Below are 12,360 nucleotides of genomic sequence, written 5' to 3'. Positions count from 1 at the left end.
GATGCCACGTTTTAAACTCACTCTTGAATATGATGGCTCAAATTATGCTGGTTGGCAGCGTCAAGCAAAACTTCTCACTATACAAGGAGCTCTTGAACAGGCGCTCTTTTCCTTTAGTGGACAACAATTGACCATAACAACAGCAGGAAGAACCGATGCGGGCGTACACGCTACGGGACAAGTTGCGCATGTTGATTTCATAAAAAACTGGCATCCCCATACTGTACGTGATGCGCTCAATGCTCTTTTACGTAAACAGGGAGAAGCGATTTCAATCTTAAACGTACAAAATGTCCCTGATGACTTTGATGCACGATTTTCCGCAACCAAACGCCATTATCTTTTTAAAATACTTAATCGTCGCTCTCCACCAGCCTTAAATGCCAAACGCGTGTGGTGGTTGCCAAAGCCTCTTAATGCTGAAGCCATGCATGAAGCTGCTCAAAAGCTTGTAGGAAAACATGATTTTACCACTTTCCGTTCAGCACATTGCCAAGCCAAAAGCCCTATTCGCACCCTTGAACGCCTCGATATTCAAAGAGAAGGTGAAGAAATTTTCCTTTATGCGCAAGCTCGTTCTTTTCTTCATCATCAAATCCGTTCATTCGCAGGAAGCCTCATGGAAGTGGGTATTGGACGTTGGACAGCTCAAGATCTCGAAGCAGCTCTTCATGCTAAAGATCGTAAACGTTGTGGTGTTGTTGCTCCTCCTTCAGGACTTTATTTAACTAAAGTAGAGTATTAATTATCCTTCAAGAATGAACGTCTTAAAAGTCGTTAAGGCAGTTTATAAAAAGAACGAATTTCTTCAAAAGCTTCTGCTGCTGTATTGACAAATTTCATATAATTAACATCAGTAGGAGAAATTGTACCTTGTTCAGACAGATACTCAAAATTGATAGCATTGCTCCAGAACTCTTTGCCAAACAATAAAATTGGTACCTGTTTCATACGCCCCGTCTGTACTAAAGTTAACGTCTCAAACAGTTCATCCAGAGTCCCAAATCCTCCAGGGAAAATAGCTAATGCTTTCGCTCGTAATAAAAAATGCATTTTGCGCATCCCAAAATAATGAAAATTGAAACACAAATGCGGCGACACATACGAATTAGGCTCTTGCTCATGTGGTAAAATAATATTCAAGCCAATCGTTGGGGCACCAACATCACAAGCACCACGATTTCCCGCCTCCATGATTCCTGGTCCGCCCCCCGTAACAACCACAAATTCACGATATTCTGTCGTAGCGGAATAAAGTGAGCACAAACGCGCAAACTCTCTTGCTTCATCGTAATAATGTGACATAGCATGCAAATTTTTCTTTTGTATTTCATTTTTTGCAGCCCACGCTGCTTGCCCAGGTTCAGGAATACGCGAACCACCAAAAAAAACAACTGTTGATTGAATGTCATATTCTTTAAGGGTTATTTCCGGCTTTAAAAATTCAAGACCAATACGTTGTGAGCGCAACTCTGGACGCATTATAAAATCTTGATCGATATAGGCTAAACGATAAGTAGACGAACGCATTTGTGCTGAATTAGAGATTTTATGTATTTGTTGTAGAGCATCCTTCGTATGGAGAAGTGGTGTCCAATTTTCTTGCTCCTCTTTTCTTTTTTCTTTACAGCTTTTTTTCATGCACCTGTTCTACTTCCTCATCGTTTTATTGACTGAACACATTTCTTCGCGTAGTTCATAGAGAATAAACCTTGAAGCTTTCAACTTGTTTAACGGAACTCTCGTCATGACCCATCTCACACAACTTGAAATGATTATCGAACAAGCTTTTGACGATCGCGATTCTGTCAATACTACCACAAAAGGCGAAATCCGTGAGAGTGTCGAACATGCATTGAACCTTCTTGATAAAGGTGAAATCCGTGTTGCAGAACGACAAAAAAATGGACAATGGCATGTTCATCAATGGTTGAAAAAAGCGGTTTTGCTCTCTTTTCGGCTTAATCCTATGCAACTTATTACTGGTGGAATCAATGGAACACATTGGTGGGATAAAGTTCCTTCAAAATTCTCTGGTTGGCAAGAAGCAGATTTTAAAAGTGCTGATTTCCGTTCCGTTCCTGGAGCCATTGTACGCTATTCTGCTTACATTGCACCCAACGTTATATTGATGCCATCCTTTGTTAATCTTGGTGCTTTTGTAGATGAGGGCACAATGGTTGATACATGGACCACCGTTGGTTCTTGTGCACAAATTGGTAAACATGTCCATCTTTCTGGCGGTGTTGGTATTGGAGGTGTTTTGGAACCACTGCAAGCAAACCCAACAATCATTGAAGATCATTGCTTTATCGGTGCTCGCTCTGAAATTGTTGAAGGCTGCATTATCCGTGAAGGTGCTGTTTTGGGAATGGGAGTCTTTATTGGAAAATCTACAAAGATTATTGATCGTACAACAGGTGAAATTTTTATCGGTGAAGTACCAGCCTATTCAGTAGTTGTACCAGGTTCTCTCCCTGGAAAACCTTTACCAAATGGTGAAGCAGGACCGAGCCTTTATTGTGCTGTTATCGTAAAACGCGTTGATCAAAAAACACGAGAAAAAACATCCATTAATGATCTTTTACGTTCTTAAACACAAAATTAATTCATAATAATATTTCATCGTTTTTTAACTTGAATAATAACCTCGAATACAAGGATTCTCTCATTTCAAATCCTTTCATAGTGAATCCAATCACTATCATTTCCTTGCACGTTACAAACGCAGTTAGTGTGTGGGTAAGAAACACTTTAAGTAAAGAGTAAAAATATCTTTAATGAATTCTCTTAAGTGATAAGGACTGTCATAATATTTTGAGCTGAAAAAGAGTATGATAGGTGCGCTTTGCACCTTTATGACGCGTAAAGACGCTGATGCCAAAAGGATTTTATATCATTCACAGTGTATGTTACTTTATATTTTTTACAGCCCCATTGTGAAATGGAATTTGATGCATTGAGTGATGATTCACTAAAACAAGCACACCAATATGCAACATAAATGTATTTCGTTTAAAGCATTCTTTTTTACGTGAGAAGCATGACACCATTACGCAATACACAAAAATATGAAGCACAGCGCAATTTTATTTAAAAGTGTTCTTTAAGCATCTGAACCAATCGACAAAAGCAAAAGCACAATCAATGAGAGAAAATACTCCTTTTTTCATTATTTGTTCATTTTGAGCGCTTGAATAAATGCCGATTGTGGAATTTCTACTTTTCCAAATTGGCGCATCCGCTTTTTGCCTTCTTTTTGCTTTTCCAAAAGTTTGCGCTTACGCGTGACATCACCCCCGTAACATTTCGCTGTTACATCTTTACGCAAAGCACGAATTGTTTCACGCGCTATAACTTTACCACCAATAGCCGCTTGAACTGGAATCTGAAACATATGTTGGGGAATAAGATCTTTCAGTTTTTCACACATGGAACGCCCGCGCTTTTCTGCAATCGTGCGGTGCACAAGCATAGACAATGCATCTATAGACTCTCCATTTACCAAAATAGACATTTTAACTAAATCCCCCTCCGCATAATCGGTCATCTGATAATCAAAAGAAGCATAACCCTTTGAGATTGACTTTAGCCGATCATAAAAATCAAAAACAACTTCATTCAGTGGTAAATCATACGTTACCATAGCACGGGTTCCAACATAGGACAAACCAACCTGTACCCCCCGCCGCTCTTGGCATAGTTCTAAAATCGACCCAAGATAATTATCAGGAGTCATGATTGTCGCCCGAATCCATGGTTCTTCGATTGAAGAAATTTTAACCACATCAGGCATATCCGCTGGATTGTGCAACTCTTTAACAGAACCATCATTCATATTCATGCGATAAACAACCGAAGGTGCTGTCGCGATTAAATCCAAATTAAACTCACGCTCTAACCGCTCTTGAATAATTTCAAGATGAAGAAGTCCCAAAAAGCCACAGCGAAAACCAAATCCCAAAGCCGCGGATGTTTCCATTTCAAAAGAAAAACTCGCATCATTTAAGCGTAATTTGCCCATGGCTGCACGCAAATCATCAAAATCGGCAGCATCTATTGGAAAAAGACCACAAAATACAACTGGTTGCGCCGGCTTAAAACCAGGCAAAGCATTTTCACAAGGACGGCGCTCTTCAGTAATCGTATCCCCAACCCGTGTATCTGCTACTTCTTTGATAGAGGCAGTGATAAAACCAATCTCGCCTGGTCCTAACTCATCAACCTGTACCATTTTAGGTGTAAACACCCCAACACGCTCAACTGGATATTTTGCTCCTGTACCCATCATACGAATGGTTTGGCCTTTTTTTAAAATACCATCTATCACCCGTACCAAAACAATGACACCAAGATATGCATCATACCAGCTATCAACCAACATTGCTTTCAAGGGATTTGCAACATCGCCTGTATGGGGAGGTGGTAATTGTGCAACAATTGCCTCCAAAACATCAGGAACACCCAAACCTGTTTTTGCTGATATTTCTACTGCTTGAGATGTATCAATGCCTATCACATCTTCAATTTGTTCTTTAACACGCTCAGGTTCTGCTGCTGGAAGATCAACTTTATTGAGTACAACAACCAATTCATGCGAATTATCAATCGCTTGATAAACATTTGCTAACGTCTGTGCCTCTACACCTTGGCTTGCATCTACCACCAACAGAGAACCTTCACAAGCTGCCAATGAACGCGAAACCTCATAAGCAAAATCCACATGACCAGGTGTATCCATAAGATTTAAAATATAGGTTTCACCATTCTTTGCCTTATAGTGTAAACGTACCGTTTGTGCTTTAATAGTAATTCCACGTTCACGCTCAATATCCATGGAATCGAGTACTTGTTCTTTCATCTCACGTGTATCAAGTCCACCTGTTATTTGGATCAAACGATCAGCTAAAGTGGATTTGCCGTGATCAATATGCGCCACGATGGAAAAATTACGAATATAATTACGATCTATTGTCATATAAGGCGATTTAGCAAAGAATAATACAAAACGCAAAGACCAATTATGCTCCGGCTTCTATCAAAAGAATATAAACCTAAAAAGCTTCTCAAAACACAACTTTTCATAACCTAAAAAATAAGGCTTTTATTTGCTAAATTAAATCCAACGGTGCTAAAATGATATTTTCACATCTTATTTTATGACTCATATGCTGGATAAACCGATACCATCACACATTTTGCCAGCCTCCAATGTTGCAACAATCCTTTACACTTGAAAAAGTTTATAAGAGATATGCCTTTCTTGTACAGTTTTTACCCACATGGACTACCTGCTTGTAACGTGTCAGCAAGTAGATTTGGATTGATTTAATATGAAAACGATTTGAAGTGAGAAAATTTTACGGTATTCAGGGTTCTAATTCAATGTGAATAATTCTATATTATAATTATAAATCAATGTGTTATAATATTTATATGATGGGCGTGTATATCACTTAAGCTTGCAATAAAATTCGCAAGAAATGCTTTTTTATTTATACGCAATAACCTGCTTTTTTTAGCAATCTTATATAAAATAACATGAATATCGCGAGCCTTTCTCATTTTAAATCTTTTCATAGTGAATCAATCAAATTTTGTGCTTCCCCATTATAAAACAGGGCTAGTATATGGATAAAAACGTTTAAGAAATGAGTAAACATGCCTCTCTCTCTTTCAAATGCCAAAGGCTGTCATAATATTGAGAACTGACAAAGAAAATGCTAGTGCCTTTTATTTAAGTAAAACGATGATGCTCTGTAGTTTTTCTATACTTCACGCGGACCGTCAATGAATATGATGTATATTAAGAAAATTGTCTTTTTAAAAAACGCGTTAATATACAACATTATGGGAGGCTGCTTTAGGCGTTCTATTTTACGTGAGAAGCATAACTCGATTAAAGGACAAAAGAAATAAAGTGCGACAGTGCGTAATTTTCATTATTCAAAAACATTACCATGGATGTTTTTGAAAATTGTAAAGCTAAATTTAAACATGATCGTAAAGATGAAAGCTGTTTTTTGTCTTTACCACTTCATGCTTTGACTCAATGAAAGTTGACTTCCCGTTTCAGAGGTTAGGCAAACAGATAAATATTATTGCTCCAATTTTCTATACAAAAGCTGGAATAGCTTATAAAGCCTCCTTTATCTTCATATTAAAAAAAGCCTCAAAAATGAAAACTTTGCAAGCAAAAATCTCATGTAATAAAATCATAATAGAAAAGGTGCATAGCTAATCATTTTTTTCAATTGCTTTGTTTTTTTTACGCCATTGTGAAGGTTGTAATTCAGCCACAATGATCCCAATCAGAATAAGCAAACCGCCCAATAAAGCTAAGGGAGATAAATGTTCTCCAGCCAAACGCCCAACAATACCAGCCCATACCGGTTCACCTGCGTAAATGAGTGTCGCACGCGTAGGGGAAATGGACTTTTGTGCCCAATTCATAGCTAATTGAATGATGGCACTCATTAATGCCAATCCTATACCAATATTAAACCATACCCACGAAAATTCAGGGATGCTTTCACCCATCAAAGGCATACAAGCAAATGAAAAAAAACCACTAAAAAATAACTGAATAATGGTCACACGCCGACTATCAACCTTATTGGCAAAAATTCCGATGAGTATGACTTCTCCAGCAATCGCTAAAGCACCTAACAAAGTCAAAATTTCGCCTTTTGAAAAATCAAAATTTCCCGGCTTTTGTCCTGAAATAAGTACAAGCCCGATAAAAGCGAAAACAATACCAACCCAACAAGCAAAACGGGGAGGTTTTTTAAAAACAATCCATTGCAAGATTGGAACCATAGGTACATAAAGCGCTGTAATAAAAGCTGACTGACTACTAATAATTGTTTGAAGTCCAGCTGCTTGAAAAGCATAACCAAAAAACATGGCTAAACCAATCGCCATCCCAGCGAAAACTTCATAAACCGTTATACCTTTTATAGAGCGCCAAAAAATTGCTCCACATATAAGAGATGCAACAATAAAACGAAATCCAACAAAAAACAGGGGACCACTATAGCGTACTGCAATATGAATGACTAAAAACGTAATACCCCACAATATTGTTGCAGCAAATATTGCCAATTCTGGCTTACTTAATAAAGGATATTTAAGCTGTTTTATATTTGTCATGAAAGGCTTTCTCCTCCAATTTTCCGCACAATTTATGAAACAATAAGCGTTCCAATTCCCTGTTCGGTAAACAGTTCTAGTAAAACAGAATGAGGAGTTTTACCATTTAAAATGACAACACCTTCCACACCATTTTGAAGGGCTTTTATACAAGTCTCTACTTTTGGAATCATGCCTCCTGAAATTGTTCCATTTTTGATAAGTTTCTCTGCTTCAGAAACTGTCAATTCTTTTAAAAGTTGGCCCTGTTTATCCAAAACACCAGGAACATCAGTGAGAAATAAAAGGCGTTTAGCCTCTAATGCACCAGCAATAGCCCCAGCAAAAATATCAGCATTAATATTATAGGTTTTTCCATCGCGTCCTGGAGCCACAGGAGCAAGAACTGGTATCATTTCAGAACATGCTAAAAGATCCAGCAATGTGCGATCAACTTCAATAGGCTCACCAACAAATCCCAAATCTAAAACACGTTCAATATTCGAATCAGGATCAATGACAGTTTTATAAGCCTTTTCGGCAAAAACCATATTGCCGTCCTTGCCACATAATCCTATTGCCCATTCACCCTCTGCATTGATGAGAGCGACAATTTCTTTGTTTATGGAACCGGCCAAAACCATTTCAACGACTTCAACGATCCGCTCGTCGGTTACCCGTAAACCGTTTTCAAATCGTGATTCAATCCCCATTTTCATCAAAATTTCAGCAATTTGAGGTCCTCCACCATGAACAACAACAGGGTTAATCCCCGATTGCTTTAATAGAGCAATATCACGCGCAAATGCTCGCCCCAAGGCAGGATCACCCATAGCATGACCGCCATATTTTACCACAACCGTTTCATTTTCGTATTTTTGCATATATGGTAAAGCAGACGATAGAAATGCTGCTTGTTTTTCTAAAACATCTACAGCACCGTTTTTAGCATCATCCATTAATAGGGCCTCCTCATCACTTTTTACCATCTCTTAGTGGAATTTAGGAAAAGTAATAACGAAATGAAACAAGAAAACAACTTCCTCAAAAAATTGACAGCGAAAAATTAAACAAAACAGGCGTACAAAACGTCATTATTTTATGATTTTATGTATAAAATTGAAAAGCAAAGTTCTGAAAAAATTTTAAGCTATGCCGTACATTCGACTCGTTAGTTTACGCTTATGGATACTTAACAATGAATAAGAATATATACAACCATTGATTTTGTAAGATAAAAACAAAATTTTCTTATAATAATAAAATTAACAGATCACCAAGATAAGAAATAGGTTGACTTAGCACTGTAACCTTATCCAAGCAATTTTTAAGACTATCAAAAATGCCAAAAATAAAATTGGTTATGAGGAGTTGATATTTTATTTGAAAAAAATGGATTGTCTAACAGCTTATTTAGCTACTTTTTGGTAGGCTACTACCTATTTGACAGTTTTAGCATAGGGCTTTTAAAAAGGCATTTTGAGTAAAACAATAAATACAAAAAATGCCGAATGCATAAAGGCAGTTATCATGACACTGGAAATTAGTCACTCAATTGCGTTCTTCTTGTATGGATAAGTCCTTTTTAAAATATCATAGATACTCAAAAATAAGACTTATCCATAAAACTCGTTAAATGTAAAAAACTATCAGTGGCAGGCACTTACCCTAAATTAATCGTTTCTCTCTTTTCTTTTCAAGAAAAAAATGCTTTTCACAGATGATAAGGCTATAGAAAGCTTAATTAAAATAACCTTCCAAAAGTTTTTTCTAATCTATTCTGAGAACATTCACATATTTTAACCAGAAATATTTTCAAAAAATTCTTTCATACGTGAAAAAAAGCCATGTGATTGCGGTGAATTCTCATGATTTGAAAGTTTTTCAAATTTTTGCAATAGTTCACGTTGTTCTTGCGTTAATTTCTGTGGTGTCTCAATCGTGATATGGATGTAAAGGTCACCCCTTGCTTGCTGACGGCGCAACATGGGCATACCTTTGCCTTTAAGGCGGAATTGACGTCCATTTTGTGTCCCTTCTGGGATCTTAACACGCGCTTTAACACCATCAAGATCGGAAACTTCAAACTCTCCTCCTAAAGCAGCTGTTACCATTGAAATAGGAACGCGACAGTGAAGGTCTGCTCCTTCTCGCTGAAAAAATTCATGCGGTTTAACGGAAAGGAAAATATAAAGATCACCATTGGGGCCACCACGAATACCAGCATCACCCTCACCAGAAAGGCGAATACGCGTTCCATCTTCAATACCAGCTGGAACATTCACGCTCAATGAACGTTTTTTCTCTATGCGTCGTGTCCCCTGACATTTTGGGCATGGATCCATAATAGTTTCACCACGTCCATGACATGAAGGACATGTTCGCTCAATAGAAAAGAAACCTTGCGCAGCACGCACACGACCAGATCCATGACATGTTCCACAAACTTGTGGCTTAGAACCTTTTCTCGCTCCTGATCCTTCACAAACATCGCACGTGACGGAACTGGGAATATTAATTTCTGCAGTTTTTCCTGAAAATGCCTCTTCTAAAGTCACTTCCATATTATAACTCAAATCTGCACCACGTTCGCGACTATCACCACGCTTACGGTGTGTACCTCCCATAATCTCACCAAAAAAGTCTTCGAAAATATCCGCAAATCCACCACCAGCAGCAAAACCGCCAAAGGGATTTGCTCCCCCTTGACCACCGCTATTTTCAAAGGCCGCATGGCCAAATCGATCATAAGCAGCACGCTTCTGAGGATCTTTAAGAACTTCATAGGCTTCGCCAATTTCTTTGAATTTTCGCTCTGCCTCTTTATCCCCCGCGTTGCGATCAGGATGATATTGCATTGCCAACTTACGAAAAGCAGATTTCAACTTTTTATCATCACATTCGCGAGTCACGCCAAGAATTTCATAATAGTCAACCTTCATCATGTATTCCTGATAATTTTTCTGTCATCCATCTTTATGGATAAGATTGCTTTTAATTTATATTTTTAGCAACAAAGTTGCAACTCACTCAAATAATAAAGCCCAGCCTTATATTTCAAAGGCCGGGTTTATAAATTAATCAACACATATGCTGACACTATTTCTTCTTATCATTAACTTCTTCAAAATCAGCATCAACAACATCGTCATTCTTTGCTTCTGTTTCAGTGTCAGCGCTCGCTGCTTGTGAAGCTTCATACATAGCCTGTCCAAGCTTCATACTGACTTCAGCTAATTTTTGCATCTTTGTTGTTACTTCTTCAGTATCACTGCCTTCAAGCGCAGATTTCAAATCAGATATTGCTGTTTCAATCTGTCCTTTTTCTTCAGCTGATACTTTATCGCCATATTCACTGAGTGACTTTTCAGTTGAATGAATAAGAGCTTCCGCTTGATTTCTGGCTTCAACACCTTCACGGCGTTTTTTATCCTCAGCTGCATGCTCTTCCGCATCCTGTACCATTTTTTCAATATCAGCATCACTTAAACCACCTGATGCCTGAATACGAATTTGATGTTCTTTACCAGTTCCCTTATCTTTGGCCGAAACATTAACAATACCATTCGCATCAATATCAAAAGTAACTTCAATTTGAGGTATACCACGCGGTGCTGGAGGAATACCAACAAGATCAAATTGAGCCAATAACTTATTATCACTCGCCATTTCCCGTTCACCTTGGAAAACACGAATAGTCACAGCACTCTGGTTATCATCAGCTGTCGAAAAAACTTGCGATTTTTTCGTTGGGATAGTGGTATTGCGCTCAATGAGACGTGTAAAAACACCACCCAAGGTTTCGATCCCCAAGGATAAAGGTGTTACATCTAGAAGCAACACGTCTTTGACATCGCCTTGCAATACACCCCCTTGAATGGCAGCACCCATTGCAACAACTTCATCAGGATTAACGCCTTTGTGTGGATCCTTACCAAAGAAGCTTTGCACGACTTGCTGAATCTTGGGCATACGTGTCATACCACCCACTAAAACAACTTCGTCAATCTCACCGGCCTTTAATCCAGCATCTTTTAACGCAGCTTTACAAGGCTCGATGGTGCGCTGCACTAAATCGTCAACCAGAGATTCAAATTTTGCCCGAGTCAATTTCATTGTTAAGTGCTTGGGACCTGATTGATCTGCCGTGATAAATGGTAAATTGATTTCTGTTTGCTGTGACGAAGAAAGCTCTATTTTTGCTTTTTCTGCCGCTTCTTTTAAGCGCTGTAAAGCGAGTTTATCATTTTTCAGATCAATTCCTTGCTCTTTTTTGAATTCATCTGCAAAATAACCAACCAAGCGCATGTCAAAGTCTTCACCCCCTAAAAACGTATCTCCATTGGTTGATTTAACTTCAAAAACGCCATCTCCAATTTCAAGTACTGAAATATCAAATGTACCACCACCAAGGTCGTAAACAGCAATTGTTTTTCCGTCTTTTTTATCCAAACCGTAAGCTAAAGCAGCAGCAGTCGGCTCATTAATAATCCGTAAAACTTCAAGTCCAGCAATTTTACCCGCATCTTTAGTCGCTTGGCGTTGCGCATCATTAAAATAAGCAGGAACAGTAATAACCGCTTGTTCAACTTTTTCACCCAGATAAGATTCAGCTGTTTCCTTCATCTTTTGCAAAATCATAGCTGAAATTTGCGATGGAGAATATTTCTTACCCGCTTCTTCAACCCATGCATCACCATTGTCACCTTTAACAATTTTATAAGGCACAAGTGCTTTATCTTTTTCAACCATAGGATCATCAAAACGACGCCCTATCAAACGTTTAACTGCAAAAACTGTCCCTTCAGGATTTGTTACCGCCTGCCGTTTAGCAGGCTGTCCAACAAGCCGCTCTCCCCCATCAGTAAAGGCAACAACGGAAGGTGTTGTTCGTGCTCCTTCTGAGTTCTCGATAACCTTTGCGTTTTTGCCATCCATAACAGCCACACAAGAGTTCGTTGTCCCCAAATCAATACCAATTACTTTTGCCATATTATAATCTCCATTCAGCAAGCTACCTCAACCTTCATAAAGCATCTTTTTAAGACAGCTCCTCATAACACTCAAAGCCCATATATTGCTTTAAGCAACATAAAATAATTAAATTGCAAGTCGCAATAAGCCTTGCTGCCTCGTATATAAGAACAGGCTTTTATTGCTACAAGAGAATAATGAGAGAAACATCTCCAAAATAAAAAATTTATTTTAAAATAGGCGCTCTAATGACCC

At 38.3% G+C, this 12,360-nt stretch carries 8 protein-coding genes; 2 read left to right on the top strand and 6 right to left on the bottom strand.

The features are described 5' to 3' along the window. Nucleotide 1: 1 nt before the first annotated feature. Complete coding sequence (gene truA / locus ACFIJK_RS02285; protein WP_375625465.1) at nucleotides 2–745, top strand: tRNA pseudouridine(38-40) synthase TruA; 744 nt, start codon at nucleotides 2–4, stop codon at nucleotides 743–745. Nucleotides 746–777: 32 nt separating this feature from the next. On the opposite strand, the gene ACFIJK_RS02280 is transcribed toward truA, so the two are convergent. After that, the gene (locus tag ACFIJK_RS02280) at nucleotides 778–1,641 is read right to left on the bottom strand and encodes an LOG family protein (RefSeq protein ID WP_375625466.1); all 864 of its coding nucleotides are present in this window, start codon (nucleotides 1,639–1,641) and stop codon (nucleotides 778–780) included. 106 nt (nucleotides 1,642–1,747) lie between these two features. On the opposite strand from ACFIJK_RS02280, the gene dapD reads away from it, so the two are divergent. Then, nucleotides 1,748–2,596: a 2,3,4,5-tetrahydropyridine-2,6-dicarboxylate N-succinyltransferase gene (dapD, locus tag ACFIJK_RS02275; RefSeq protein WP_375626203.1), complete on the top strand. Its 849-nt coding sequence runs from the start codon at nucleotides 1,748–1,750 to the stop codon at nucleotides 2,594–2,596. A gap of 576 nt (nucleotides 2,597–3,172) precedes the next feature. On the opposite strand, the gene lepA is transcribed toward dapD, so the two are convergent. The 5 genes from lepA to dnaK all read right to left on the bottom strand — a co-directional run bounded on the left by lepA (nucleotide 3,173) and on the right by dnaK (nucleotide 12,123). Further along, nucleotides 3,173–4,978, bottom strand: coding sequence for a translation elongation factor 4 (gene lepA / locus ACFIJK_RS02270; protein WP_375626302.1), 1,806 nt, complete (start codon nucleotides 4,976–4,978; stop codon nucleotides 3,173–3,175). Nucleotides 4,979–6,237: 1,259 nt separating this feature from the next. Then, complete coding sequence (locus ACFIJK_RS02265) at nucleotides 6,238–7,152, bottom strand: DMT family transporter (protein WP_375626201.1); 915 nt, start codon at nucleotides 7,150–7,152, stop codon at nucleotides 6,238–6,240. Nucleotides 7,153–7,184: 32 nt separating this feature from the next. Next, entirely contained in the window at nucleotides 7,185–8,090 is a 906-nt protein-coding gene (gene argB / locus ACFIJK_RS02260; protein ID WP_375626199.1) for an acetylglutamate kinase, read from the bottom strand. Nucleotides 8,091–8,930: 840 nt separating this feature from the next. Further along, nucleotides 8,931–10,073: a molecular chaperone DnaJ gene (gene dnaJ, locus ACFIJK_RS02255; RefSeq protein WP_375626197.1), complete on the bottom strand. Its 1,143-nt coding sequence runs from the start codon at nucleotides 10,071–10,073 to the stop codon at nucleotides 8,931–8,933. 157 nt (nucleotides 10,074–10,230) lie between these two features. Next, nucleotides 10,231–12,123, bottom strand: a complete 1,893-nt coding sequence (dnaK, locus tag ACFIJK_RS02250) for a molecular chaperone DnaK (RefSeq protein WP_375619241.1) — start codon at nucleotides 12,121–12,123, stop codon at nucleotides 10,231–10,233. Nucleotides 12,124–12,360: the final 237 nt, after the last annotated feature.

The organism is Bartonella sp. PS17NMGDW (genome assembly GCF_042193555.1).
GTDB classification, from domain to species: domain Bacteria; phylum Pseudomonadota; class Alphaproteobacteria; order Rhizobiales; family Rhizobiaceae; genus Bartonella; species Bartonella grahamii.
Note: the sequence above shows the minus strand (reverse complement) of the source record. Positions and strands in the feature narration are given on the sequence as shown.

Excerpts from the sequence above, each read along its gene's own strand:
- ACFIJK_RS02280 (WP_375625466.1), bottom strand. The coding sequence starts at position 1,641 with ATGAAAAAAAGCTGTAAAGAAAAAAGAAAAGAGGAGCAAGAAAATTGG.
- dnaK (WP_375619241.1), bottom strand. The coding sequence starts at position 12,123 with ATGGCAAAAGTAATTGGTATTGATTTGGGGACAACGAACTCTTGTGTG.
- argB (WP_375626199.1), bottom strand. The coding sequence starts at position 8,090 with ATGGATGATGCTAAAAACGGTGCTGTAGATGTTTTAGAAAAACAAGCA.
- dapD (WP_375626203.1), top strand. The coding sequence starts at position 1,748 with ATGACCCATCTCACACAACTTGAAATGATTATCGAACAAGCTTTTGAC.
- dnaJ (WP_375626197.1), bottom strand. The coding sequence starts at position 10,073 with ATGAAGGTTGACTATTATGAAATTCTTGGCGTGACTCGCGAATGTGAT.
- truA (WP_375625465.1), top strand. The coding sequence starts at position 2 with ATGCCACGTTTTAAACTCACTCTTGAATATGATGGCTCAAATTATGCT.
- lepA (WP_375626302.1), bottom strand. The coding sequence starts at position 4,978 with ATGACAATAGATCGTAATTATATTCGTAATTTTTCCATCGTGGCGCAT.
- ACFIJK_RS02265 (WP_375626201.1), bottom strand. The coding sequence starts at position 7,152 with ATGACAAATATAAAACAGCTTAAATATCCTTTATTAAGTAAGCCAGAA.